Origin of the sequence: Gallaecimonas pentaromativorans (assembly GCF_003751625.1) — a bacterium.
Lineage (GTDB): Bacteria > Pseudomonadota > Gammaproteobacteria > Enterobacterales > Gallaecimonadaceae > Gallaecimonas > Gallaecimonas pentaromativorans.
The window spans coordinates 70,421-95,909 of sequence record NZ_RJUL01000005.1; the positions used below are offsets into that span (position 1 = coordinate 70,421).

Below are 25,489 nucleotides of genomic sequence, written 5' to 3' on the forward strand. Positions count from 1 at the left end.
TGAATATGGCAACTGCACCAGTAAAAACCGCTTCGGTATTGGCCTTTGAACGCAAGCTTGACCCCTCCGACGCCCTGATGTTTGCCGGCAACTGGCATGAGCGCCAGCAAAGCCAGGGCTGGCCAGGTATTAGCGTGGGAACCAAGTCGGTACGCGGCACTATTTCCAACCGCCTTAAGGCCAAAGAGTTGGACCCGGCCAAACTCGATGCCCAGATAGAAAAACCAAACCTGCAAACCGTTGATGTGGCGGCCTTGCAAGCCACTACCGACACCCTGAAAGTGGCCTTTACCCTGCGGGTGTTGGCCGGTACCGGGCAGCCCTCTGCCTGTAATGACATCGCTTATCGCGACAAGCTCAAACAAACGGTGGCCGGTTACGTGAGTCAGCATGGCTTTGCTGAATTGGCCAGTCGCTACGCCAGTAACCTCGCCAATGGCCGCTTCTTGTGGCGCAACCGCTTTGGCGCCGAGCAAGTGGAAGTGGTGGTTAGCCATTTGGTCGACGGCCAGCCTCAGCAAAGCTGGACCTTTGATGCCCTCGCCCATTCGCTGCGTGAGTTTGGCAACCACAGCGCCGTGGCGGAGCTTGCCAAGCTGATTGAACAAGGCTTGGCTGGCGAGCAGCATGTATTGCTGGCCATTAGCGCATATGTGCGCCTTGGCGCCGGGCAAGAAGTGTTTCCATCCCAAGAGCTTATTCTCGATAAATCCCAGGGCGACCGTAAAAGTAAAACCCTTTACAGCGTCGAGGGTATCGCCGGCATTCACTCGCAGAAAATCGGAAATGCCCTTCGCACCATCGACACCTGGTATCCGAGTGAAGCGGGCGAAGATCTAGGCCCTATTGCCGTTGAGCCCTACGGTTCGGTCACCACCGAAGGCAAAGCCTATCGCCAACCCAAAGCCAAGATGGATTTTTACACCCTGCTTGATAACTGGATCACCGCCGACAAAGAACCCGCGCCCGAGCAGCAGCATTTTGTGGTGGCAACGCTGATCCGTGGCGGCGTGTTTGGCAAGGCGGATTAACCATGAACCATTACATCGATATTCGGTTGCGGCCCGATCCGGAGTTCTCGGCCGCGCATCTGATGGCTGCACTGTTCAGTAAATTACATCGGCTATTGGCACAGCGCAGCGAACTGCAAATTGCCGTGAGTTTTCCACTCATCGAGCAACAACATGCCGGGCTGGGTGGCCTGATGCGCTTATTTGGCGATGCCAAAACTCTTGATGGGCTGATGGCCGAGCCATGGCTGTTGGGAATGCGCGACCATAGCGAGGTGGGTGCCATTGCGTTGGTACCTGACCATGCACGATACCGGCAGCTAAAACGGGTACAGGCCAAAAGCAGCCCAGAACGGCTTCGCCGCCGCAGCATCAAATGCCTGGGTATCAGCGAACAAGAAGCCAAAGCGCGGATCCCTGACAGCGCCGCTAAATGGCTTAACTTGCCGTACTTGCAGCTGCAAAGTGGCAGTACCGGCCAGCGGTTTCGCCTGTTTTTGGAATTGGGGCCATTGCAAGAGGCGCCGCAGCCCGGCCTGTTTAACCGCTACGGCTTAAGCCCATCAGCCACCATCCCATGGTTTTGACCCTTTTTTTAAAGGCTCTATAGGGGGCCTTTAAAAACAACACCTTACAGCGCAGCTCCACAAAAGGGTTGCGCTGTCTTTTTGCGCCATTGCTCTTTAACAATCAAAACGTTAGGTTGGATAGGCTCTACTTCACTGCCGCCCAGGCAGCTAAGAAAAGCAGTCAGGTTCTATACTGTGGGGTCAATGCCTTCACTGCCGCCCAGGCAGCTAAGAAAAATAGAAGCCGGGCGCATCCCGTCACGGCCTTCTTCACTGCCGCCCAGGCAGCTAAGAAAAAAACGGTTGGTGACTTCAACCATCTCCTTGGCTTCACTGCCGCCCAGGCAGCTAAGAAAATGCCCTTTAACGTTGATTCCACAGCGGGTTACTTCACTGCCGCCCAGGCAGCTAAGAAAATGATGGTAATAGCTAGGGGAAAGTCATGAGCCTTCACTGCCGCCCAGGCAGCTAAGAAAATGGAGGATTGCAAATGAGCATGCTCCTAATGCTTCACTGCCGCCCAGGCAGCTAAGAAAATAAAAAGTAGATAGAAAAAAAGCAGTAAGGGCTTCACTGCCGCCCAGGCAGCTAAGAAAGCTAAGCTGCATTGCTACCGCCTTGTCCTTGACTTCACTGCCGCCCAGGCAGCTAAGAAAAGAAATTTACGGTCCAAAATTTACGGCTTGACCTTCACTGCCGCCCAGGCAGCTAAGAAAGCCAAAGAGCAGCGGGCTTTGTTTGGTCAGTTCTTCACTGCCGCCCAGGCAGCTAAGAAATTGTCTTTGTAGACAAACGGGACTTCATTGACCTTCACTGCCGCCCAGGCAGCTAAGAAATGCCAAAATACACCTGCGAAGAGCTGAGAGACCTTCACTGCCGCCCAGGCAGCTAAGAAAACTCTGTCCACTGTTCATTTGCTGACTGTTCGCTTCACTGCCGCCCAGGCAGCTAAGAAATAAGCGGCGGGCGCAGACAAAGTTCCAGATGACTTCACTGCCGCCCAGGCAGCTAAGAAAGGCTTCGTCGCCAGCTTCTTGAATTTGATATTCTTCACTGCCGCCCAGGCAGCTAAGAAATAGAGCCGGGTGGATTCAATGGTGAAACCGGTCTTCACTGCCGCCCAGGCAGCTAAGAAATACCGATTGTGGGGGAGACAATGAGCGACAACCTTCACTGCCGCCCAGGCAGCTAAGAAAGGCAGCGACGTTGTTAATTGACGGCGCCTTAACTTCACTGCCGCCCAGGCAGCTAAGAAACAGCACCGAGTAGTCAAAGCGATTGAGCGCCTCTTCACTGCCGCCCAGGCAGCTAAGAAAATGATGAATTCGGCGTCTTTGCCGTCTTCACCCTTCACTGCCGCCCAGGCAGCTAAGAAAATCAGGCGCAGGCGGGTAGCGCCGTTCTGGGGCTTCACTGCCGCCCAGGCAGCTAAGAAAAGCAGCGCCGATGGCAACACGATGTGCGTCAACTTCACTGCCGCCCAGGCAGCTAAGAAATTAATAAAGTAATAATCCTCCTCTACGTCACTCTTCACTGCCGCCCAGGCAGCTAAGAAATCCGATAAAAGCGGCGATGGCGCCAACAATGACTTCACTGCCGCCCAGGCAGCTAAGAAATGTTAAGTCCAAAGAATCCCCCTCTGTTCTTTCTTCACTGCCGCCCAGGCAGCTAAGAAAGACGCTGGGCCTTACCGTTTCTGACATGGCCACTTCACTGCCGCCCAGGCAGCTAAGAAAAATGGAGGCAGCTCATGGTCAACCGTCATGACCTTCACTGCCGCCCAGGCAGCTAAGAAATCAAGGGGTTGGGTGATGGAGTTTGATGAAGCCTTCACTGCCGCCCAGGCAGCTAAGAAAAATTCCAACTGCTCTTTGCGCGATAGCTGCGGCTTCACTGCCGCCCAGGCAGCTAAGAAAATGCTCGATAGTGGCTATAGTCAACAGCGCTTCTTCACTGCCGCCCAGGCAGCTAAGAAACGCAAAGCAACTAAAGCCCGCAAACAGCAGGTCTTCACTGCCGCCCAGGCAGCTAAGAAAAGGGTCGGCACCGCGACACCGGCACAAATGCCCTTCACTGCCGCCCAGGCAGCTAAGAAAACAAAATAGACGTTTTCGTCTTCGCGACGCTCCTTCACTGCCGCCCAGGCAGCTAAGAAAATTGACGGCGACAACAACGGCGCTGTCATAGCCTTCACTGCCGCCCAGGCAGCTAAGAAAAGGTTCTCGCCGAGGTCTAGTGAGCGCATAACCTTCACTGCCGCCCAGGCAGCTAAGAAAAGATCATCTTCTGTCAGTTCCATCACCGCGGCCTTCACTGCCGCCCAGGCAGCTAAGAAAATTGCCGCGCCGCCGGCGCCAAATGGCTGCGACTTCACTGCCGCCCAGGCAGCTAAGAAATTAGAGCTTGGCGATGTCGAGTGAAAGCTGCTCTTCACTGCCGCCCAGGCAGCTAAGAAAAATCGCAGACGACGGGCTTCTGCAAGCTGGTTCTTCACTGCCGCCCAGGCAGCTAAGAAAAGAAGTCTGGGCATGAGAAGTTTGCTGGTCACCTTCACTGCCGCCCAGGCAGCTAAGAAAAAGAAGGAGTTCGGCTTCACTAGCAATAAGCTCTTCACTGCCGCCCAGGCAGCTAAGAAAAACGGAAGTTGGCGTTAATCCGATCTATATCACTTCACTGCCGCCCAGGCAGCTAAGAAAATATCAGCGACACCAACGCCGGCTTTGTGGGCCTTCACTGCCGCCCAGGCAGCTAAGAAATAGAGGCCACCAAGGCCATGAAGGAGCTAGAACTTCACTGCCGCCCAGGCAGCTAAGAAAAGTTCGTGACACTCTACCCGAGGTCACCGAAACTTCACTGCCGCCCAGGCAGCTAAGAAATCAAATCTCAATGGGGGAAAAACCAGCCCTCACTTCACTGCCGCCCAGGCAGCTAAGAAATTCTTGACCTCGGGCGGGGTGAACTCGTCAATCTTCACTGCCGCCCAGGCAGTTCAGAGAGCGGCTCCAAATCTGACTTAATAGATTTAGTTTTTCTTTGGTGCCACATCAATTCGTTCAGCACTCTCTTCAATTCAGAGTGTTGGTTTCTATGGAGAAAAGATGTGCTTGTTGCTGACTCTTTTAAATAACTAAAAAATGGGTGGCACTATCGGAGATATTTGCCTTTGTCCAGCCGCTAAATTGACCAGGGTAAGAATTTAAAAGTTAAAAAAACTGCGATGTTAATTTAATGCTCGTTAGTCATTCTGGTTTTTTCACAACAACGAGCATGCTTAATATGAAAAAAACACTGTCATCCCTGTTATTGATCGCATCGGCGCTGTTTTCTGGCCCGTTGCTGGCGGCCAACTGCGTTTACGGTTGTCCTACCGGTAAATCGGGTCAGGTGATCGAGCGTTCCATCTATACCCTGCAAAATAACGCATCCACCAAGTTTGCCGATTGGGCGGCTTACCATGTCACCGCCAGCACCATTGACGGCCCAACCCGTACCCGCACCTGGAAGGCCGACCCCAGCATTGCCGCTTCGGCGACCCTGGAGCCGGCCGACTACACCGATGCCAACGCGGTGCTGGGCACCGACCGTGGCCATCAGGTGCCGCTGGCGTCCTTTAGCAACACCAGCGACTGGGCCATGACCAACTACTTGTCCAACATCACGCCCCAGGCCTCCAACCTCAACCAGGGCCCTTGGGTGGATCTGGAGTCGGCGGTGCGCACCGTGGCCCGCTCCGGCCAGGATGTGTATGTGGTCACAGGGCCGCTCTACGAGTGGTATTTCGGCACCTTGCCCCAGGCGGATGAGGCCCACACCATTCCTTCTGGTTACTTCAAAGTGGTGATCACTGATGTGAACGGTTGGGTGGAGGCCTCGGCCTTTATCATGGAACAGGACATGGCTCGCTCGGCGAACTTCTGCGCCACCGAGGTAACGGTCAACGAGGTGGAAAGCCGCACCGGCCTTAACATCATGCCGACCCTGCCGTCCTACAAGGAGTCGGCGGTGGAAGGGCAAACCGGCGGTTTGTCGGCGGCGCTGGGGTGTAAATAATCCCGGTGACAAGCAAGCAGGCCGCCGCTGTTGCCGGCGGCCTTTTATTTTAGGTGCAGCACCGAGACCGGCAGGTGGTGGCGGGCGAGAAAGCGCAGCCAGCGTTTTTGCCCTGGTTGCAGCCGGTCGCCGGGGCCTTTGACTTCCACCAGTTGGTAGTGGCCGCCATCGACCACCAGCAGATCGGGAAAGCCGCTGCGGTGGTGGCGCGGGTCACGTAGAAAATGGCGAAACCAAAGCGCCAGGTGGTGGCCGGGGATATGGCCGGCAAGGGCCAGGTGCTCGGCGCGCCACAGCGGCCAATACACCAGATCGTTGGCAATACCGGCCTTGGCGGCGAGGGTGGCTTTGGCCCGTTCTTGCCAGCCTTGCTCAATCTCTTTAAGGCGCGCCTCGATAAGCCCTTGGCGTTTTTCATAAAAGCCTTGGCTGAACAAATCTTTGGGGCCGCGCTGAAAGGGGTGGAAAAAGGCGCCGGGCACCGGGCTAAAGACAATGTCCCAAAACAGCAGGCCAAAAAGGCCGGTCAAGAGTTGGTTCTCGCTGTGCATACCGGCATCGAAATAGCCAAGGGCTTTTTGCTCGACCCGTTCGCTGCCTTGTGGCAAAGGCCGCTGCTGCTCGCTGACGCTGCTCACCGGCAATTGCGGCAGGCTGTGGCCGAGTTTGCTTGCCAGGCGCTTGGCAAAAACGTCGATAAAATCTTGCTCGCTGGCATCTTGGGGGGCTTTTAAGATGGGCGCCAGAGCCTGCCAGGCCGCCACTTGGCCGGCGGTTTTTGCTATTAGCCGCACCTTTCGCTCCCTGGCTGGGGGCAGGGTAAGGCGCTGATAAAACGCCAGGGCCAAGGGCAGGTTTGCGCTTCGTTCAAGGCGCCGGGCCAGTTGCAGGGTCAGGCGCTGCCAGCGGTTGTCATCCCCGGCTGGCCAGCCTTCTGCCAAGGCGACAAGGGCGTGGTCTGGGCAGGCATCGAGGGTTTGCGCCAGCTCTGAAAGGGCAAAGTGGCGCTCCAGGTGGGCCCGGCTTTGGTAGTAGCGGCTTTGGCTATCAAGGGGGTAGGGCTCGTAGCGCACATGCTCAAGGGCGGTTATCACAAACTCGCTAAGATCTTGATAGGCATTGCCAAAATAGAGCAGCAGGCAGCGGCGCATCAGCGCCTCGTGCTGCATTTGCCAAAGGGCAAAGGGCGGCGCCCGGTACGGCAACTTAAGGGCTGCCTCCACCATGGCCGGGCGCGCCAGGCGTTTATCAAGGTTAAAAAGCGCGGCGATTTCGGCCTTGGTAAGCAGTGGCAGCAGCAGGGCCTGCTCGGGGGCCATGGGGGTGATAAAGCCGGCCTCTTTTAAGGCCGCAATGGCCAGGGGCAGATCAAGCTCGGGGTAGGCGAGCTTATCTTCACGAAAACACTGGCCTCGGCGGCTTAAAAAGCGGGTATAGAGCGCCCGCCCATCCAGCGGCAGGGCGGCAAAATCGTCAAGGCACTGGTTTTCTTGTTCGCTAAAAAGGTCGCCGTAGCGACCTTTTACTGCCCCCAACAGGGCTTCGAAATGGGCCAGATAATAGGTGCCACTCAGGGCGTTAGGGTTAACTGCCATCGCGCTTCCTGGGGCATCAAGGGCTCGGGGTTGCCGTCTTGCCAGTCTTGGTGGCCACTTAAGTAATAAGGGCTGAAGGGGTTGCCGCTTTGGCCGCCCGGCATCACCAAAATGCCGCGGTCTTCACGGCCGGGGGTAACCACCAGCCGCTCTGAGGCGCCAAAGGCGGTGCCGGTAACGTGTACCGCGTAGCTGTCACCAGACTGGGGCGATACCGGGGCGTCAAGGTAACGGGCCAGCCAATTGGGCAGGGCGGCAGAGAGCGGGTGGCGGATGTGGCTTTGGTGCACGCTGCCCCAGGTGGGCCAGCCGGCCTCGGCGGTGCGGGTAACCTGGCGGGCGGTTTGCTCGCTCAAAAGCCCCTGCCAGGACTCATAGCCTTTTGGCAGCATGGCGGGCGGCTGCTGGCTTAGCAGTTGGCGCAGGGGGTATTCCCATTGGTTGTCGATGCTGGCGGCGTCAAAACCGGGCAGGGTTTTGTCGAGGTTGTAGAAGGGGGCGAACACCAGCCCCAGCATGGCCTGGCGAAAATCGTGGATCATCACGAAGGCCTGGGAGCCGCTGGCGGCGGTGCCGTCCCATTCGTCCACCAGGCGGCGGGCTTTGACAAAATCCGGTGAGGGCGGCATCTGCGACAGTTCGTTGGCCAGCAGCTTGGCCCAGAAATCGTAAACCGGCACCTTGTTGTCGTACTGCATGGCAAAAAAGCCTTTTTCGTCCCAGAGGTTCTGGCTTTTTAGCAGATCGCGAATGCGCCCGGCCCGCTCGCCAAGCACATAACCACCATCGCCGATGCGGCTCAGTTCAGCGCCGCCCAGCATCCGCTGGTTGGCACTCCAGATGCGGCCACTGGGGGGATTGATGCGCCGGGGGTAGGCGCTGGCGGGGAGCCGGTCTTGCCAGCTGACACCGGCCTGGCTTAAATCCACCGGCTCCAAGCCGCTGTAGCCCAGGCGCTCAGGGATGGGGCCGGCTAAGGTCCAGGCCACGTTGCCACGGGTGTCGGCCACCATCATGTTCTGGGTGGGAATGCCCATGGTGGGGGCGAGCGCCAGGGCGCAGCTGACATCGGGGCAGTCCACCAGCTTCATCAGGTTGATATTCACGCCCCCCGGTTGCTGGGCTGTCCAGAGCTGGGCGTAGGGGCGGCCGTCGGGCAGGGTGCCCATCAGCGGGCCCCATTGGGTGTCTTTCACCACCAGGGTTTCGCTGTGGCCGCTGCTGCTTTGGATAGTTTCCGGGTGGTCGGTAAAGGCTTTGGGGCCGGCGCTGGTTTGGTATTGGTTGTTGCCAGCGTCGCTTACCACCACCAGATCGGAAAAATCACCATAGGAGTTGGTAAAGCCCCAGGCGATATGGCCGTTGGAGCCCACCACCAGTGCCGGGGTGCCGGGCAGGGTCAGGCCCACTTCCATGTTGTCGCCAATGCGGGCGGCCATGCGATACCAGATATTGGGCACCCGCAAGCTCAGGTGCATGTCGGAGGCCAGCATGGCGGCGCCGTCGTTGGTAAAGCGCCCGGCCACGGCCCAGCCGTTGGAGCCGGGGGCTTGCTCGGGGGCGGGGCTGGCCGGTGGCGCCTGCATGTCGGGCCAGCCGGTTTTGGGCAGCGGCGCCGGTTGCGGGAAGGTGCTGTCGAGCGCGGCGTCAAAGCGGCCGCCAAAGGGGAACCAGAACGCTTTTTGCTGGTCGTCTAGGCGCTGGCTAATGGCGGCCAGGCTCCATTCGCGCTTGGCGGCGTTGCCTTGGAGATCAAGATACATGCTGTCGATCACCAGCAGGCTGTCTTCGGGGCGCCACTGGCGGGGCGCTTGGCGCAACAGCCAATATTCAAAGGGTTTGGTCAGTAAATCGGCCAGACCTTTATTTACGCCGTTGCTGTAGGCCACCAGCAGCGCCCGGTCTTGTGGGGCCATGGCGCTGATGGCCGCTTCGGCCCTGGCCCGAAAGCGGTGGCGGCGGATGTCCCGGTCATGGTCGAGGGCCTTGTCGCCCACCAAGGCGGCCAGCTCGCCGGCAGAGAGGCGGCGCAGCAGATCCATTTGGAAGAAGCGGTCCTGGGCGTGCAGATACCCCAGGGTTTGGGCTAAGTCCAACTGGTTTTTGGCGAGAATAAGGGGTACGCCACGGTTGTCACGGTTTACCGCCACCGGGGCATTGAGGCCGGGGAGTTTGACGGTGCCGTCGAGCTTGGCGGTATTGAAATACATCACCGCCAGGGGAGAAACAGCAAGTAACGCCAGTATTAGTGCTCCAATACGCCATTTCACGATAATTTTCCTTGCTGTTTCAGGGTAGTCCATCAGAATACTGTGCCAACGATACAAAGAAGCTCAGGCATTGGGAAGCAGCGCAAAGACTGCACCTTAGATGGAGAAGACATGGCGCCACAATGGTTGGCCGTCGGCGGCAGTGCGGGAACTGCGCTGATGTTTATGTTGCTCTGGGGTTTGGGTTTTCGCCAGAAGCGCTTTTTGCAAAAGCGCTGCGACCACTTACAACAGCAACTGAAAGTGCGCGACGAGTTGGCAAACCAGGCAAGGACAGGCTGGGTTGTTTTGGACCAGAACCTCGATATCCACAGCGTCAGCACGTCCCTTAATAACCTCTTTGACGATCCCAAGGGCGCCGTTGGCAGCCATGTGTCGGCCTTGGCGTTGCCCTGGCCGCTGGCCGCCCTGCGCGCCTGGCGCGATGGTAAAAGCGCTTTTTTTGAGCAACAGGTGCCGGACTACCAGCTCTGGGGCTATCGCCGCGACGGCCTTTTATGGGTGCAAATCACCTGCCAGCGCGGCTTGCAACAGCAGCTGCGTACCCTGCGCCAACAACTGCAAAAAGACGGCTTAACCGGTCTTTTAAACCGCCAGGGTTTTATCTTGCGCCTGGCCGCCGAGGGCCTGGGGGGGGCGCTGTTGGTGCAGCTCAATCTCAGCCGCTTTCGCCTCCTTAATGACAACCTGGGCCTGGACGCCGGCGACAACCTGCTGCGCCGCCTGGGCGAATTGGTCGAGGGGGCGCTTCGCCATGGCGAATTTGCCGCCCGCCCCGACGGCGACACCTTCTGGCTGCGCCTCGACGGCACCAAGCCCTGGCAAGAACGGCTCGAAGGCCTTATCAAGGTGCTGGGCGAAGCGGTGGACCGCAGCATCCCTCAGGGCTTTCCGCTGGCCGTCAAGGCCGGGATCTGTGAGGCCGAAGAGGGCATGGACTTGTGGGAAGGGCTGCGCCGCGCCGATTTTGCCTGCCACCTGGCCTCCGACCAGCCCTGGGTGAGATTCAGCGCCGACCACCCGGTGCTGGTGCAGCGCCTGCAGGCCTCCAAATGGGCCAAGGCGGTGAGCCATGCCATTAATACCGACAACTTCCTGCTGTTCTATCAGCCCCTCGAATCCCTTAAACCCCAACACGGGCCGCTACGGGCCGAGGTGCTGGTAAGGATGCTGGGGGAGGACGGCGAAATGCTAAGCCCTGGGCGCTTTTTGGCGGCAACTGAGGATTTTCGCCTCACCAGCCGCCTTGACCGCTGGGTTATCAAGGCTGTGATCGACTGGCTGGGCAAACACCCGCAGCTGCACGACCACCTAGTGCTGGCGGTGAATTTAAGTGGCCAGAGCCTTTCCGACAGCCGCTTTGCCCTGGCCATTCGCCAGTGGCTGGCAGAGGCGGCCGTGCCGGCCAAAACCTTGTGCATCGAGATAACCGAATCGGTGGCCATCGATAACCTCAAAGAAGCGCGCCGCTTTATGCGGGCTTTGCAAGAGGTGGGAGTGCGCTTTGCCCTTGACGATTTTGGCAGCGGCTTTTCGTCTTTCAAATACTTGCAGGCGCTGCCGGTGGATTACGTGAAGATAGACGGCAGCCTTATTCAAGATTTGCTGCGCTCACGCCGCGACCGCGCCATAGTGCGGGGCATAGCGTCGGTGTGCCGGGGCTTGTCGCTGCCGGTGGTGGCGGAGTTTGTGGATAAGCCGGAGTTGCTGGAGTTCGTGCGCAGGTTGGGGCTGGATTATGCTCAGGGCAACCTTATCGGTCGCCCCTCCCGGTTGGATTTGCTGCCCCTGGAGTGGCAGGAGCAGCAGGACGAAGTGGTCGGTTAAAGTGCTGTGTTCTCAGCGACTGGGCTCTCCACGTCCAGTAGTTGGGCCCTGTTGGAGCGCACCGCGCGGTGCGCATGGGGTTTGTGCAGGTAGGTCTTGAGTTGTCGCTGCAGTTTTTGGGTCAGGGCACTTAAGGCAACGTAGCCGTCCAGATCGCGCGCCTTGGCCACCAAGTCCCCGTTGGGCAACCCGATGCTGGCTTCCATAACCACGGCCATGCCGTCACGGTCAATAACCAGTTTGGGGTTGATAAGGGGCACATCGAAGCGTTCAAGTTTGCTCAGTTGTTTTTGGATCTGAGCCTCAAGCGCGGCGGTGACTGGCTGGGTCCGGCTGGTGATGTCGATACGCATATAAAGACCTCCATGAGTCATCACTTGTGTATTGCCTTCACCCCCAACCTACGCCTTTGCATCGCCGCTGTCATGTGATCTTGATCAACTTTTTATGGCTTTGGGGTCGTGGCAAAATAAAGCGTGAATTGCCTGGCAGAACCTGCCGAAATGGCCTTGCCGTGGGCCCACCGGGCAGGCATAGTTGAGAGGATTTATCCCCGTGTTAGCCGCCAAAGACATCCAAGCCATGCGCCTTATCCTCTGGGCCAGCGAAGCCATGATGCTGCTCTGGGTGGGCATTGCCGAACTTCCCTATCACCTCTTTTGGTTACTGGCCATTTGGTTTTGCCAGGGGCTGCTGGGCGCCCTTAGCCTGCGTTTTAACGCCCACTGGACCATGCTGCTGGTGGACATGGTGCTGCTGACCCTACTTTTCGCCCTCTCCGGTGGCCACACCAACCCCTTTGTGTCCTTGTACCTGTTGCCGGTGGTGATCGTGCTACTGGCCAAAGCCGAGGGCGCAGCGGTGTGGATCTCGGTGCTGGCCGTGGCCGGTTACAGCTCGCTGATGCTGCTGCCGGACGACATGGGCTGGCACAAGCCCGGCCACTACTGGGGCATGTGGGCCAACGCCATGCTGACCATGGCGATCATGGTGATCTTTGCCCTTCGTACCAGCAAGGTGATGCGCCGCCAGCAAGCGGCGATCAGCAACCTGCGCGAGCGCCAGCTGCGTTCCGAGCAGGTGATGGCGGTGGCTTCCCAGGCGGCGCTCTCGGCCCATCAGCTGGCTACCCCGCTTTCCGTTGCCAGGCTCACTGCCGATGAGCTGGCCGACGAGCAACCCGACCCTCGCCTTGGCAGCCTGCGCCAGGCGTTGGAGCGTTGCAGCGCACTTTTGCAAAAAATCCGTGAAGCGGCAGAACCCCAGCCTGCCGGCGCCATGGCCATAGAGGCGCTGCTTGGCGCCCTGGCCGAGCGTTTTCGGCTGCTCCGCCCCGAGGCCGAACTGGTGCTGCCGGCCAGCATTGAGGGCGAGGTCAAAGGGGATGCCACCCTGGTGCCGGCCATTCTCAACCTTTTGGATAACGCTGCCCATCAGGGCTCGGTTATTCACCTTACGCTGTCGAGCGATGCCGGCCATTGGCTGCTGAGAATTGACGACGGCGGCCCGGGGCTGGCCCCTGAGCTTGCCAAAGCCCTTGGCCAGCCGCTGCCCTCAGACCGCCACCCCGGCCCCGGCCTTGGCCTGTTCCTGGCCCACGCCAGCTTCGAGCGGCTGGGGGGCTTTTTACGCATAGAGGGTGATGGCAACCAAAGCTGGCTGGAAGTGGGGCTCGTAAAATCATGAAACTGCTGCTGCTAGAAGACGACCAGGCGCTGGGCCAAACCTTGCAGCGGGTCCTTACCCGCAAAGGCTTTGAGGTGCGCCACCTTAGCCACTGCGAGCCGCTGCTTTGTGAGGCGCAGGCCTTTGGCCCGCAAGTGGTGCTGCTGGATTTAAAGCTTGGCGCCACCACCAGTTTGCCTTTTATCGAGCCGCTGCGCTCGCTGCTGCCGCAGGCGCGCATTCTGGTGATAACCGGCTACGCCGCCATTGCCTCGGCGGTGGCGGCCATCAAGGCCGGGGCTGACGATTATCTCCCCAAGCCCTTGGACATGGCCTCCTTGTTGGCAGCCATCGGTGGCGAGCAGCGGCTTGGCGCCGAGGCGGCGCCGCTGCCGCCGGCCAGGCTTGAGTGGGAGCATATCCAAAAGGTGCTGGCCGACAACGACGGCAACGTCTCCGCCACCGCACGCTCCCTTGGCATGCACCGGCGCACACTACAACGTAAACTGGCCAAGCATCCGGTCGCCTGCGAGCCGGACAACGGCGCACATTCATCATAGGGACAGGCCATGGTCAAGGTTTGGGACAGCTTTATCCGAGGCTTTCACTGGGGGCAGTTGCTGCTGCTTATCGGCTGTTGGTGGAGCGCCGAGGCAGGGGAAATGGTGTGGCACCAATGGCTGGCCATGACCCTGCTGGCGTTCTGGCTGATCCGCATCCTGTGGGGTTTTGTGGGCTCGGCCAGCGCCAGGTTTAGCCACTTTGTGGTGTCGCCAGCCAAGGCCTTTGCCTATGGCCGCGCCCTGGCCCGTGGCCAGGCGCCAGCAACGGCGGGCCACAATCCGCTGGGCGGCTGGATGGTGCTGGTATTGCTTGCGGTGGTGGGCATTCAGCTTGGCAGCGGGCTTTTTGCCAGTGACGAAATCTTCACCGAAGGGCCGCTCAGCCATTTAGTGAGCAGCGAAACCGCCACCTGGCTGACCCGCCTGCATCATCTGAATTTTGATTTTATCGTCTGGCTGGGCCTTGCCCACCTGCTGGCGGTTATTTTGCACTGCGCCAAGGGCGAGCGGCTGGTACCGGCCATGTTTACCGGCCGCAAACGGGGCATTGACGGCCCCAGCCAGGTGCGGGCTAGCTGGCCGGCCTGGTTTTGTTTCTTGCTGCTTTGGGGGCTGTTGTACTGGAGTTGGGGCAGCGGCCTTTAAATGGTGTGATCAGGCTCGCTGTCGCGGTGCTTGTCTTGATACATGTGCTTGTCGGCGCGGGTCAGCAGGGTATCGATGTCATCCCCCGGGCTTGGGAAGCTGTAACCCAGGGCCGTTGAGATGCGCAGCACCAAGCTGTTATCCAAGTGCATATCGCGGTTAACCGCTTCTAGCAGCCGCTTTGCAATGGCATCGGCTTGCTCACGGTCTTTGATGCCGTCCAGCACCCCGACGAACTCATCCCCGCCCAACCTATAGTACTGGTCGCTGGGGCGTGACACTTCCTGCAGGCGCCTTGCCACCATCACTAACACGTCGTCGCCGGTTTCGTGGCCGTGGTTGTCGTTGATCTCTTTAAAGCCGTTGAGGTCGAGATAGACAATACCAAACGGCTGGCCGCTTTTGCGGTATTGGCCGAGGTTGTCATTGAGCTTTTGGTAAAAGGCGCGGCGGTTGGGCAGCCCGGTGAGACTGTCGGTATTGACCAATATCTTGTTGCGGCTGTGTTCGCGGATGATGGTGAAAAACATGCCGGCAAACACCATGGATGCCAGCCAGCCTATCACCCGGGTCAGCTGTAGCCACCAAAGCCCCTTGGGTGGCTGGGCGGTGGCGGCCAGCATCCAGGTTTCGTTGTGCAGGTACAGGGGCAGGCTGATGTATTGCGGGCCCTCCAGCACTTTGGGGTCGCCAAAGATAAAGCCCTTGTTCTGCTTGGACGGGTTGTAAAGGTAAAGATGCAGGTTGGCAGGCTCAGCGGTGACCTGGGATGCAGCCAGCAATTTGTCGATATCCAGCACCACACTGATAATCCCCCACAACTTGCCGTCTTTGACAAATACCGGGGTGCGGTTAATGAGCCCCCGGCCGCCCTGGATAAGTGTCACCGGCCCGTCCAATACCGTTTCTTTGAGCGCTACGGCCTTTTCCACATAGGGCCACTGCTCGGGTACCTTGCGAAAATCCACATTGAGAACCTTCTCGTTGCCCTTGAGGGGGTAGACCATCCGCACCACCAAATCTGGCGCCACCGCAATACTGCGAATGCTTTTGCCGTCGATATAGATGTTCTTAATGACCGGGTCGATTTGCTCGCGAGTCGCGTCGGGGTAGGCCTGCAGGTAGGCGGCAAGGCCTCGCACCAGGTAAATGGCGGCGTTGCTGTGGGCTTCGATACGGGTGCGAAGGTTTATAAGCTCGTTGGTGACCCGGGCCCTGGCGTCGGCCTGGCGATTAATGGAGATCAGGTGGTGGAATATCTCAACGGTACCGACAGCCACCAAGAAGATCGCAACAGTGCCCAAGTAGGTCAGGCGGGAGAGCTGTAGGTCGCGCTGTCGCATCGGATACCCAGAATGCTATTTCTGTAACATAGTCAGACCATTCGCAGTGCAGTGCAAGTAGACAGCCGCTAATGCGAACTAAAACTTAACAGCTATGTTGCCTCCCGGCGTGCACTGGACGGCCAAAATGAGACGTTTTCTTGCCTTTTTTGAGTCAAGTGGCTGTCGGTAAAGATTTTTTCCTTTAGCCTTCACAAATGCCCCCATTTTGTATGACACGCGGCTGGTGCAACCCGGCCCTGCTGCTTTGCTGTGGGCACTTCCCTCTTCTTGCAGTTTGTTGGCCCGGGGTGCCGCACCGCTGCCGGATGGGTTTCAAAAATGAACGAGGCAAGGTGTCGATGAATCTTCCGTTGTCTTACAGTTTGATCCCGGTTCCTAGGCCGCTGTGCATCACGCTGACCCTGCTGATGGCCTTGCTGATTTTCAGCCTCGATTACTTCACCCATTTCGATATGGCCATGGCCACCCTGTATGTGATTGTGGTGGCCATGGCCGCCAACTTTGCCAGTCGCCTGGGGCTTATCGCCATCATCTTCGGCTGTTTGGGCCTGGCCTGGCTGGGGTTCATGTTGGGCTCGGGCAACCCGCTCCATTTTGTTATCAGCCTGGTTGCCATTATTGCCACCGGCCTCTTGGTGGGGCGCAGTCGCAACGCCTTTCGGGAGCTTGAGCGCCAGGCAAGCCTGCTGGAACTGACTCACGACGCCATCTTTGTACGCGGCCTTGACGACAAAATTCAGTATTGGAATAGCGGCGCCGAAGAGCTCTACGGTTTTGGCCGCCAGCAGGCCCAGGGCCGGGTTAGCCACGAGCTTCTTAACACCGGCGCCGAGCAGTCTGTTGCTCCCATCACCAGCGAACTGATGCGCACTGGCCGCTGGAAGGGCGAGCTGGTTCAGCAGCGCGCCGACGGCGCCTGGCTGACCGTTTCCAGCCGCTGGGCGCTACTGCGCGACAGCCGCGGCCGGCCCCTGGCGATACTGGAGAGCAACAACGACATCACCGAACGCAAAAAGGCCGAGGCCAGCCTCAAAGAGCAAGAACGCAGCAAGCGGGTTGCCCTGGCTACTATCCCGGCGCTGGTGTGGATAAGCCGCTCCGATATGTCTCTCGACTACGTTAATGCTCACTGGCAGGCGCAGGGGTTTGGGGAGTCGGCCAAGACGCTTGGCTGGTGCCAATTGCTCCACCCCGACGACACCGCCCAGTGGGACGCCAAATGGCAACTGGCCTGGCAGTCTCAAAAGCAGGGTTTGGAAGTGGAGGCCCGGTTGCGGCTGAATGACGGCAGCTACCGCTGGTTTTTACACCGCGCCTTGCCGATTTACGGTGACGACGGCGAGGTGGCCCGCTGGTACGGCACCAGCATCGACATTCAGGAGCGTAAAAGTGCGCAGGAAGCCCTTATCAAGGCCCAGGCCGAGCTGGCCCATACCAGCCGGGTGTTAAGCCTCGGGGAGTTGGCGGCTTCCATTGCCCATGAAGTGAATCAGCCGATCACCACTGTGGTTACCCATGGCGAGGCGCTCCAGCTTTGGTTAAGACGGCCCGAGCTTGCCACCGAAGAAATTAAAGCCGGTGTCGCCGCCATGGTGGCCGAAGGGCGACGGGCCGGGGAGATCATCCGCCGGCTGCGGGACATGGCCCGTAACAGCCAGGCCCAGCACGGCCCTTTGCAATGTGCGGCGCTGGCCGAGGAGGTGCTGGCCATGGTGCGCCACGAGCTGGAGCGAAAAAAGGTGCGCCTAAGCCTTGAGGCCAGCTCTTCTTTGCCGCAAATCGCTGGCGACAGGGTGCAGTTGCAGCAGGTGCTGCTGAACCTCATCTTGAATGCCATTCAGGCCATGGCCCAGGTGCCTGAAGAGGCCCGCCACTTGCGCCTTGATATCAGTGAATCAGGCCAGAGCCTGACCTTCAGCGTTACCGATTCAGGCATGGGCATACCGCCCGGCCAGCATCAGCAGCTGTTCAACGCCTTCTATACCACCCGCGAAGAAGGCATGGGCATGGGGCTTTCCATTTGCCGCTCCATCATTGAAGCCCACGACGGGCAGATCTGGGCAGAAACGCCGGCAAGTGGCGGCGCCCGCTTTAGCTTTACCCTGCCGGTGGCCGCCGAAACTGCCCTGGTGGCTGACCATGCACCTCTTTAAAGGCCCGGCTAAAGGCGGCCTGTGACAAATAACCGCATTGCTCGGCAATAAGGCCGATGCCGTGGGGCTGCTCCAGCAGCAACCTCGCGGCTAAGGTCATGCGCACCTGGGTGAGCCATTGTTGGGGCGTAAGGTGGTAGCTGGCGGCAAAGTGCCGGGCAAAGCTGGCCCGGGATAAATGGCAGCGCTCGGCCATGGTTTGCAAGGTCCAGGGAGCCTGGGGCTCGGCCAGTACGGCGCTAATGGCCCCGGCGATGCGGCTGTTGGCCATCAGTTTCAGCCAGCCCGGTTCGGTGTGCTGCTCGGCCAACAGCGCGCGCAGTACCAAGGTAAAGAGCGCGGCCGACAGCTCGGTTACAATGGCCGCGCCGCCGGGGGCATTGGCCTGGCTTTCTCTTGCCATCATCCGCACCAGAGCGCCCAGCTCCTGGCAATCATCACGCTGCTGGGTGGCAATGTGCAGCCAGGGCGGCTGCTGGCCAAACAGCAAAGCGCCATGGCGGCCTATCTTGAATTCCCCGCACAGCATCTCTAACAGCGGCCCGTCGCCTTGGCGCTCAAGGGCGGTTAACGCGCCGCTCTGGCGGGTCAGTAGCGGCGCCATCTGGCCTTGGGTGGTAAGGCTTTTTAGCTGGTGGGCGCTGGCCCTTGGCAACAGCACGATGTCGCCGCTCGATAAGGTAAGGCGCTTGCCGTCCAGCTCCAGCACGGCGCTGCCGCGCAAAATCAAGTGATAGGGGATCACCCCCAGAACCAGCTGCGGGTGGTCTGCCTGCCATTGGCCGGCAAAGCGGCAATGGAGGTCGACACTGCATTGGGGCGCCAGTAGCTGCACAAGGTGGCTGAGGTTATCCATGACTCTCCTGAGACGATAGAGCATAAAGTGGCGACTTCTGAGCGCAGATTGTGCACCGGCTGCTCCCTAATATGAAGTCATCGCCAACGGGGCGACAGCATTTATCAGGAGAGACACCATGAGCCGTTTACAGACCCTGCCCGTCACCGAAGCCACTGGCCAAACCGCCGAACTCTTTGCCGCCATCAAAGGCGCCGTGGGCAAAGTGCCCAACGCCTACGCCGTTATCGGCAGCAACGCCCCGGCGGTGCTGGCCCAGGCCCTGGCCCATAACGCCGCCTTGAAAAAGGGCAGCCTGAACGCCAAGCAGCTGGAAGCCATCAACCTGGCGGTGAGCGAAGTGAGCGGCTGTGATTACTGCCTGGCAGCCCACACCCTGGCCGCCAAAGGCGCGGGCTTTAGCGCCGAGCAAATTCAGGCGCTGCGCCACGGTATCTACCAGGACGATGCCGCCATCGACGCCCTTATCACCTTTGCCCGCGATCTGGTGGCAAGCAGCGGCACCCTGGCCGCCAGCAAGGTCGAAGCGCTTAAAACCGCTGGTTACAGCGACCGCCAGATAGTCGAGGCCATCAGTGCCATCAGCGCCATCCTCTTTACCAACATGATTAACAGGGTCAACGACACCGTGCTGGACTTTCCCAAGGTGAACTAACCCGGCCAATAAAAAAGGCGGCTCAGGCCGCCTTTTTTTATTTTTAACTTCCAGCTTAATCCCAGTCCGGGGCCAAGCCTTTAGGGTCAACTTCGCGGCCGTTTCGCTCCAGTTCGGCAATCTTCACCATATCTTCTGCGCTTAGCACCAGCTGTTGGGCCAGCAGGTTACTGGCCAGATTCTCCCGTTTGGTAGAAGAAGGGATCACCGAGTAACCCAGCTGCATGGCCCAGGCCAGGGCTACCTGGGCCGGGGTGGCCTGGTGGCGCTTGGCGATGTCAGCCAGCACCGGGTCTGCCAATACCTTGCCGTAAGCCAGTGTCATGTAAGAGGTCACCTGGATGCCCGCGTCTTTCATAAAGGCGGTGACGCTGCGGTTTTGCAGGTAGGGGCTGAGCTCAATCTGGTTGGTGGCGATGGCGTCTTTACCCACCACCGCCATGGCCTCTTTGAGCTGGGCAATGTTGAAGTTGGACACGCCAATCTGGCGGGTAAGGCCCTGGGCCTTGGCCTCATTGAGCGCCGCCATGTAGTCGGCCAGAGCCACGCCGTTACTGGGCGCCGGCCAGTGGATGAGGGTCAGGTCCACTTGCTCGGTGCGCAGTTTGTTAAGGCTCTCCTTGAGGCTTGGGATCAGCTTGTCCGGGTGGTAGTTGTCTACCCAAATCTTGGTGGTGATAAAAAGCGCGTCGCGGGGCACGCCGCTCTCGGCGATGGCCTGGCCGACCTCGGCCTCGTTACCGTAAATCTGGGCGGTGTCGATGGCGCGGTAGCCAAGCTCCAGCGCGGTGCGTACTGAATCAATGACAACCTGGCCTTGCAGGCGGAAGGTGCCAACGCCAAAGGCGGGAATGCGCATAATCATCTCCTCAATGGGTAAGGGAAAAACCGGCCTGATGCCGGACCTTGAATTAACGCCAGTCTGCCGGGATGATACTTTCCGAAAAAGCCATTAAAACGGGAAATATATTTGATGGAAGATCAAAGATGAAGGCGACCCTCGACGAGATGCAAGTGTTTATTGCGGTGGTGGACTGCGGTTCTATCAGCGCAGCCGCCGAGCGGCTCGAGCAGACCGTCTCGGCCACCAGCCGCACCCTGGCGCGGCTTGAAGAAAAGCTCGGCACCACCTTGCTGCGCCGCACCACCCGGCGGCTGTCGTTAACCGAGGAAGGGCGGGATTACCTGGCCCGGGTGCGCGACATCATCAGCTCGGTGCAGGCCAGTGAAGAGATGCTGGCCATTAGGCGCAGCAAACCGGCCGGCCTGCTGCGGGTGGATGCCGCCACCCCCTTCATGCTGCATGTGATAGCGCCGCTGGTGGCCGGGTATCGCCGCCAGTACCCCGAGGTGGAGCTGGAGCTTAACAGCAACGAGGGCATTATCGACTTGCTGGAGCGGCGCACCGACGTGGCCATTCGCATTGGCGAGCTCAAAGACTCCACCTTGCACGCCAAAGCCATAGGCCAGAGCCAGGTGCGGATACTGGCCAGCCCCGACTACCTGGCAAAGGCCGGTACGCCGCGGCAGGTGAGTGAGCTTGCCGGGCACCCTTTGCTGGGCTTTAGCCAGCCCGAGCACCTTAACGACTGGCCGCTGCTGGACGCGCGCGGCCAGCGCCTGCACGTGCGCCCGGCCATTCGCGCCTCAAGCGGCGAAACGGTGCGGCAACTGGCACTCAATGGCGGCGGTATCTGCTGTTTGTCGGATTTTATGACCGCAAACGACCGTAAAGCCGGGCGCCTGGTGAGCCTGTTTGACACGCAGACCCTCAGCCAGCGCCAGAGCATTAACGCCGTGTACTATCGCAACACGGCGGTGTCGGCGCGGATAAGTTCTTTTATCGCCTACCTGGCCGGCGCCATTGGCGAGCGAGGCTTTGATTAAAGCGGGCGGGTGGCTATTTCAAGATCCCCAAGCCACTTCATGGCCTGACTGCGGCTGTCGCCGCACATTTCATGGGAGGGTTTGAGGCCGGCGCAAAAGGCCGGGCGCTCGGGCTTGCCGAAAATCTTGCAGCGAAACTGCTCATCGAGCTGCACGCAGGGTACGTTGGCGGGCTTGCCGTCTGGCATGCCGGGGATGGGGCTGGTGATGGACGGCGCAGTGCAGCAGGCCCCGCAGTGTTCACGACAATTCATTGAGTTGGGGCACCACAAAAGTTGGCCGCCGATTGTGACCGAAAAGCGCTGCCAGATCACTCAAAGCGGCGGCGGACTGTGCCTTGGCTCGCAATGTGGTTAGGCGGCGCTGGGCTATTGCACTTTTGTAGCGACAAAGGCAGTCTCTGAAGGCTGCGGGCCGCGCAGTTAAAGACGCCGTCCGGCATAGCATGAAAACCGTCAGACCTTTTGGAGTACCCATGACCCGCCAGCCGTCACCGAGCCTTGTTATCGAGCCTACCGCCAACCCCACTTCTGCCGAGGCACGCCAGGCGCTGCTCGCCAACCCGGTGTTTGGCAAGGTCTTTACCGACCACATGGTGACGGTGCAGCACAGCAACGAGCGCGGCTGGTATGACGCCAAGCTGGCGGCGCGTGAAGACTTTGTCTTTTCTCCCGGTACCACGGTACTGCACTACGGCCTGGAGATTTTTGAAGGCCTCAAGGCATACCGCCAGGCCGGTGGCGGCGTGGCGCTGTTTCGCCCCGACGCCAACGCCCGCCGCTTTGCCAACTCGGCCCGGCGCCTGGCCATGGCGCCGCTGCCCGAAGACTTGTTTATCGAAGCGGTAAAGGCCATCAGCGACCTTGACCGCGACTGGATCCCTGAGCAAGACGGCGCCTCGTTGTACCTGCGCCCCTTTATGCTGGCGGCCGACGCCACCTTGGGCCTGAAACCGGCCGACCAGTGCTTGTTCAGCGTTATTGCCTCGCCGGTAGCGGCTTACTTTAAAGGCGGCGCCGCGGCGGTATCGCTGTGGGTTTCTGATCATTTCACCCGCGCCGCCCCCGGCGGCACCGGCGATGTTAAATGCGGCGGTAACTACGCGGCAGCCATGGTGGCGCAGCTCGAAGCGGGCCGCCAGGGCTGCGACCAGGTGGTGTTCCTCGACGCCGTAGAGCGCCAATGGGTGGAAGAGCTGGGGGGCATGAACGTCTTTTTCGTGTTTGACGACGGTTCTATCCAAACCCCGCCGCTCACCGGTACCATCTTGCCCGGTATTACCCGCGACTCCATCATCCAACTGGCCATGGACAAGGGCCTGACGGTGCGCGAAGAGCGCTACTCCATCGACCAATGGCAGCAAGACGCCCAAAGCGGCCGCCTGGTAGAAGCCTTTGCCTGCGGCACCGCCGCAGTGGTTACCCCCATCGGCAAGGTGACCGGCAACCGCCACGATTTCACCATCGGCAACGGCGAAGGCGGCGAAGTGACCGCCATGCTCAAAACGGCGCTGCTGGACATCCAATACGGCCGCAGCGAAGACCCCCACGGCTGGATGGTGCAGCTCGGCTAACGCCGCTTAAAACAAAAAGGCCTCCCTCCGGGAGGCCTTTTTGTTACCAGCCGAATTTCAATTCGACCCCGAGATAATCGCTGTCCGAGCCGCCGGCGGCTTTCAGGCTGCTGCCCACCTCATAGTGCACCGCTTCGATGGCGGTGCTCAGGTGGCCGTTGACCTTCCAGTCAAGGCGCAGCTGGCCGTAGGCACCGGCGTAGCGGCTGCCGTGGCCGGCGGTGTTGGGCACGGCGATGCTGGGCATGGTGTAGACCGCGTCGTCAGTAGTCATCCGCCACAACCCGGCCACCGCACCCATCAGGCTCAAGTTCGCCATGGGCTTGATGGTGACCGAGGGTTTGACGTGAATGAAGTTCACATAGCCGGTGTAGCCCGCGAGGTTCAGGTAAGAGCCATTGGGGAACAAGGGGTTAAAGGTGCCGAGCTTGTTGTCGTTGGGGTTGGTGTCGCCGGAAGCGGCGTCCAGTTGCATGGCAAGCCTTGGCGCCAGGGCCGCGTCTTTGAAGGTGTAGCCAACCCGGCTGCCCGAACCCCAGGCGCGAATGTGCTGGCCGCCAATATCACCGGTCTGCAACATGGCTTCCAGGTCCCAATCAAAGTTTGCCTTTTTGCCGGCAAAACGCAGATCCCAGACATCACGCTGCTCGTTGCCTGACACCGTTAAGAAGTGGGCGTCGGCGTCGGCAAAGCGTGACCAATAGGCCGACAACTCGTTGCCCCCCAGTATCAGGCGCTCGACGCGGGCACCATAAAAGCGCTGCCGGTGGGAGCTGGTGTCGTCAAAGCTGTGGCGGTCCTTGTTGACCACAGGCTGGCTGTAATAGCCGATAAAGCGCCACTGGCCGGTTTCATAGTCTGACCACAGGGCGTCAAAGGAGCGGCGCACGTTAGGCCCTTCGCGAACCGACACAAAGCGCTGCAAGTCGAAGGCGAACTGCTGGCGGCCGGCCCGTATCTTGAGGGTGTCATTGCCTATGGGGTGCACCAGCGCCACAAAGGCCTGCTCCAAATCCAGTTTGTTGGCGTCGGCCGGCCCTTTGTTTTTCTTCCCGGGGGCGCTGTCGTTTTGCAACTGCACAAAGGTTTGTACCTCTCCCAGGCGCAGGTCGGCATGCACTTCCATGCGGTTGATAAGGTAGCCGTCGCCTTGCCCAGCTACAGCGCCAAAGCGGGGGCTGTGGTTGGTCTCATAGCGTTCTCTGAGGTTGGCCCCAAATGACAGATAGTTGGCCGGGTCGTCCCCCAAACTGAGGTATTTGAGGCTATCGAGAGGCTGGGTTTTTAAGGCCGGGTCGGCCAGGGCTGACCAGTCTTCTTGCCAGCGATTGGAGAGGATGGCCGGGCGGCCGGTGGCGGCGTTGGCAGTGCTTGCGGCCATGGCCAGCAACGGCGCCAGCAGCAGCCAGCTTCGGTGGCGATATGTCATGGTGGATCCTTAAAAGAAAGGCCGGGCAAGCCCGGCCTTAAGGGTGCAGCAGATTAGGAGGCGTGGTGCAGCTGGTGAATTTCGGCGATATAGCCGCCAGGGAAGCGCACCATCACCGCTTCGCGGTCACCGGCGTTATAAGGGGCAACCAGCACTTCAACACCGGCGGCTTTGGCCTTTTTCAAGGTGGCTTTGAGGTCGCTGACTTCATAGCCGGTCATGTCGCGGCCATAGGGCCAGGGCAGTTGGCCCTTGGTCACCAGCACCGTCATCTTGCCGTAGCCAGAATCAATGCGTACCCGGCGGATGGGGTGGCTAAGGCCAGCGGCGCTGCCGGGGGCGGCGTTTTCGTCAGACACCACGGTACCGTGAGAGAAGGCAACCCAGTCCTTGATGAAGGTGTCGGCGGCATCACTGGTCAAATAGATGCGGTTTTCCGGCACCGTTGCCAGGGGATCGTAATGGGGCTTTTGGGTGTGCCAGTAGAGCTGCATGTTCACGCCGCCCGGCCACTGGATAACGGTGTCGCGGCCGATGGGGTCAGGGAAGGCGTCAACCAGGCGGGTGGCACCGTGTTTTACTGCCGAGTCCAGGGCTGCGTCCATGTCGGTTACCAGGTAGCCGGTACGCTCGGCGCCAAAGGGGTAGGGAACCGGGGTTTTAAAACCGAATACCGAAATGGTGCCGGCCGGGGTCAGCGCCAGTTGCGACATGGTCTTGCTGGCGGTCGGGGTGACTTGGAATACCCCTTGCTTGCTGGTTTTGCCGCCGAAGGTGGCCACAAAGCTTTTCACAAAGTGGTTAAAATCTTTGGCATCCACATAAACGTGGGTGGTGTCGTATTGAGGACCAACGGCAAAGCCGGCGTCCTCGGCCATGGCAGCCTGGGATGACAGCGCGGCGCTGCCGGCAAACAGGGCGCAAAGCAGCAGGGATTTGATGGAAGGCACGGGATGAACTCCTTGATAGACAACGAAGGGGAATGGCGTGTAATGGCAAGGCTTCGCCAGGGCGAAGCCCGTTATTCAGGCTTTTTCTTCTTGCTCGGCTTTTTTCTCGGCCTGGCGGCCCGGCAATTGGCCCAGCACATGGTCTACCGCGTCGGCTTTGTTGCAGGCGGTAGAAAAGGCGGTGCCCTTTAGCAATTGCTTGCCTACCGGGATCACCTGCTCACCAACCAAAATCCCCAGCAGGCCCACCAAAGCCACCAGCGGCGGCGCCGGGGAGCGGACATTGATCAGGCTGTAAATCACGCCCACCAGCAAACCAGCAGCCAGGGAAAATAAATAGATCTTCATGATAAGAAACTCCTTAACGGCAGCAGGCTACAGACTGCGATTGCATGCGGCCTGACGAAAGAAAGTGGCGAGTAATGTCAGAACTATAAACGGCGCTT

General features: G+C 59.6%; 21 protein-coding genes and 1 CRISPR repeat array. Of the genes, 11 read left to right on the forward strand and 10 right to left on the reverse strand.

Annotation, left to right across the window (positions count from 1 at the left end; genetic code table 11):
• The first annotated feature begins 5 nt into the window (after positions 1 to 5).
• From csy3 to EDC28_RS10205, 3 genes are all read left to right on the forward strand, one after another.
• On the forward strand, positions 6 to 1,031 hold the full coding sequence (csy3, locus tag EDC28_RS10195; protein WP_050658322.1) for a type I-F CRISPR-associated protein Csy3: 1,026 nt from the start codon (positions 6 to 8) through the stop codon (positions 1,029 to 1,031).
• A 2-nt stretch (positions 1,032 to 1,033) separates the two neighbouring features.
• Positions 1,034 to 1,597 (forward strand): type I-F CRISPR-associated endoribonuclease Cas6/Csy4, encoded by a 564-nt coding sequence (cas6f, locus tag EDC28_RS10200; protein WP_123421526.1) that lies wholly within the window; start codon positions 1,034 to 1,036, stop codon positions 1,595 to 1,597.
• A 130-nt stretch (positions 1,598 to 1,727) separates the two neighbouring features.
• Positions 1,728 to 4,575: a CRISPR direct-repeat array (repeat unit 28 nt; unit sequence CTTCACTGCCGCCCAGGCAGCTAAGAAA).
• Between the two features lie 280 nt (positions 4,576 to 4,855).
• The gene (locus EDC28_RS10205) at positions 4,856 to 5,629 is read left to right on the forward strand and encodes a DNA/RNA non-specific endonuclease (RefSeq protein WP_050658514.1); all 774 of its coding nucleotides are present in this window, start codon (positions 4,856 to 4,858) and stop codon (positions 5,627 to 5,629) included.
• 44 nt (positions 5,630 to 5,673) lie between these two features.
• On the opposite strand, the gene EDC28_RS10210 is transcribed toward EDC28_RS10205, so the two are convergent.
• Together EDC28_RS10210 and EDC28_RS10215 are read right to left on the reverse strand one after the other, a co-directional pair.
• Positions 5,674 to 7,224, reverse strand: coding sequence for a VRR-NUC domain-containing protein (locus tag EDC28_RS10210; RefSeq protein WP_123421527.1), 1,551 nt, complete (start codon positions 7,222 to 7,224; stop codon positions 5,674 to 5,676).
• Positions 7,200 to 9,494 carry a penicillin acylase family protein gene (locus EDC28_RS10215; RefSeq protein ID WP_170164087.1) on the reverse strand — a complete coding sequence of 765 codons (2,295 nt, stop codon included), beginning with the start codon at positions 9,492 to 9,494 and terminating at the stop codon, positions 7,200 to 7,202. The genes EDC28_RS10210 and EDC28_RS10215 overlap by 25 nt, the downstream gene beginning before the upstream one ends.
• Before the next feature lie 159 nt (positions 9,495 to 9,653).
• On the opposite strand from EDC28_RS10215, the gene EDC28_RS10220 reads away from it, so the two are divergent.
• A complete protein-coding gene (locus EDC28_RS10220) occupies positions 9,654 to 11,321 on the forward strand; it encodes a GGDEF domain-containing phosphodiesterase (protein ID WP_170164088.1) in 1,668 nt (555 codons plus the stop codon).
• On the opposite strand, the gene hpf is transcribed toward EDC28_RS10220, so the two are convergent.
• On the reverse strand, positions 11,318 to 11,674 hold the full coding sequence (hpf, locus tag EDC28_RS10225; RefSeq protein ID WP_050658327.1) for a ribosome hibernation-promoting factor, HPF/YfiA family: 357 nt from the start codon (positions 11,672 to 11,674) through the stop codon (positions 11,318 to 11,320). The genes EDC28_RS10220 and hpf overlap by 4 nt on opposite strands.
• A 202-nt stretch (positions 11,675 to 11,876) precedes the next feature.
• Between hpf and EDC28_RS10230 the strand changes: the two genes are divergently transcribed.
• From EDC28_RS10230 to EDC28_RS10240, 3 genes are read left to right on the forward strand one after another with little or no spacing between them, the layout of a single operon-like run.
• Positions 11,877 to 13,007 carry a sensor histidine kinase gene (locus EDC28_RS10230; RefSeq protein ID WP_123421530.1) on the forward strand — a complete coding sequence of 377 codons (1,131 nt, stop codon included), beginning with the start codon at positions 11,877 to 11,879 and terminating at the stop codon, positions 13,005 to 13,007.
• Positions 13,004 to 13,546: a response regulator transcription factor gene (locus tag EDC28_RS10235; RefSeq protein ID WP_123421531.1), complete on the forward strand. Its 543-nt coding sequence runs from the start codon at positions 13,004 to 13,006 to the stop codon at positions 13,544 to 13,546. Before EDC28_RS10230 ends, EDC28_RS10235 begins: the two co-directional genes overlap by 4 nt.
• 9 nt (positions 13,547 to 13,555) lie before the next feature.
• The gene (locus tag EDC28_RS10240) at positions 13,556 to 14,194 is read left to right on the forward strand and encodes a cytochrome b/b6 domain-containing protein (protein ID WP_123421532.1); all 639 of its coding nucleotides are present in this window, start codon (positions 13,556 to 13,558) and stop codon (positions 14,192 to 14,194) included.
• Here the strand turns inward: EDC28_RS10240 and EDC28_RS10245 are convergent.
• Entirely contained in the window at positions 14,191 to 15,537 is a 1,347-nt protein-coding gene (locus EDC28_RS10245) for a diguanylate cyclase domain-containing protein (RefSeq protein WP_123421533.1), read from the reverse strand. The two genes, EDC28_RS10240 and EDC28_RS10245, sit on opposite strands and share 4 nt — an antisense overlap.
• Before the next feature lie 341 nt (positions 15,538 to 15,878).
• Here EDC28_RS10245 and EDC28_RS10250 point away from each other — a divergent pair, with 341 nt between their 5' ends.
• Complete coding sequence (locus EDC28_RS10250) at positions 15,879 to 17,693, forward strand: ATP-binding protein (protein ID WP_170164089.1); 1,815 nt, start codon at positions 15,879 to 15,881, stop codon at positions 17,691 to 17,693.
• On the opposite strand, the gene EDC28_RS10255 is transcribed toward EDC28_RS10250, so the two are convergent.
• A complete protein-coding gene (locus EDC28_RS10255; protein ID WP_123421535.1) occupies positions 17,638 to 18,549 on the reverse strand; it encodes an AraC family transcriptional regulator in 912 nt (303 codons plus the stop codon). The genes EDC28_RS10250 and EDC28_RS10255 overlap by 56 nt on opposite strands.
• A 118-nt stretch (positions 18,550 to 18,667) precedes the next feature.
• On the opposite strand from EDC28_RS10255, the gene EDC28_RS10260 reads away from it, so the two are divergent.
• Complete coding sequence (locus tag EDC28_RS10260) at positions 18,668 to 19,204, forward strand: carboxymuconolactone decarboxylase family protein (protein WP_123421536.1); 537 nt, start codon at positions 18,668 to 18,670, stop codon at positions 19,202 to 19,204.
• A gap of 55 nt (positions 19,205 to 19,259) precedes the next feature.
• Here EDC28_RS10260 and dkgB read toward each other — a convergent pair whose 3' ends face one another.
• A complete protein-coding gene (dkgB, locus tag EDC28_RS10265) occupies positions 19,260 to 20,063 on the reverse strand; it encodes a 2,5-didehydrogluconate reductase DkgB (RefSeq protein WP_123421537.1) in 804 nt (267 codons plus the stop codon).
• A gap of 128 nt (positions 20,064 to 20,191) precedes the next feature.
• Between dkgB and EDC28_RS10270 the strand changes: the two genes are divergently transcribed.
• Positions 20,192 to 21,091 (forward strand): LysR family transcriptional regulator, encoded by a 900-nt coding sequence (locus EDC28_RS10270; protein ID WP_050658336.1) that lies wholly within the window; start codon positions 20,192 to 20,194, stop codon positions 21,089 to 21,091.
• Here EDC28_RS10270 and EDC28_RS10275 read toward each other — a convergent pair.
• Complete coding sequence (locus EDC28_RS10275; RefSeq protein WP_123421693.1) at positions 21,088 to 21,345, reverse strand: YkgJ family cysteine cluster protein; 258 nt, start codon at positions 21,343 to 21,345, stop codon at positions 21,088 to 21,090. The two genes, EDC28_RS10270 and EDC28_RS10275, sit on opposite strands and share 4 nt — an antisense overlap.
• A gap of 221 nt (positions 21,346 to 21,566) precedes the next feature.
• Here EDC28_RS10275 and EDC28_RS10280 point away from each other — a divergent pair, with 221 nt between their 5' ends.
• Positions 21,567 to 22,664: a branched-chain amino acid aminotransferase gene (locus EDC28_RS10280; protein WP_123421538.1), complete on the forward strand. Its 1,098-nt coding sequence runs from the start codon at positions 21,567 to 21,569 to the stop codon at positions 22,662 to 22,664.
• A 43-nt stretch (positions 22,665 to 22,707) separates the two neighbouring features.
• Here the strand turns inward: EDC28_RS10280 and EDC28_RS10285 are convergent, their stop codons facing one another.
• From EDC28_RS10285 to EDC28_RS10295, 3 genes are all read right to left on the reverse strand, one after another.
• Complete coding sequence (locus tag EDC28_RS10285; RefSeq protein WP_123421539.1) at positions 22,708 to 24,093, reverse strand: alginate export family protein; 1,386 nt, start codon at positions 24,091 to 24,093, stop codon at positions 22,708 to 22,710.
• A 53-nt stretch (positions 24,094 to 24,146) separates the two neighbouring features.
• Entirely contained in the window at positions 24,147 to 25,043 is an 897-nt protein-coding gene (locus EDC28_RS10290) for a glyoxalase (RefSeq protein WP_123421540.1), read from the reverse strand.
• A 75-nt stretch (positions 25,044 to 25,118) separates the two neighbouring features.
• Positions 25,119 to 25,391: a XapX domain-containing protein gene (locus tag EDC28_RS10295; protein ID WP_123421541.1), complete on the reverse strand. Its 273-nt coding sequence runs from the start codon at positions 25,389 to 25,391 to the stop codon at positions 25,119 to 25,121.
• Positions 25,392 to 25,489 lie beyond the last annotated feature (98 nt).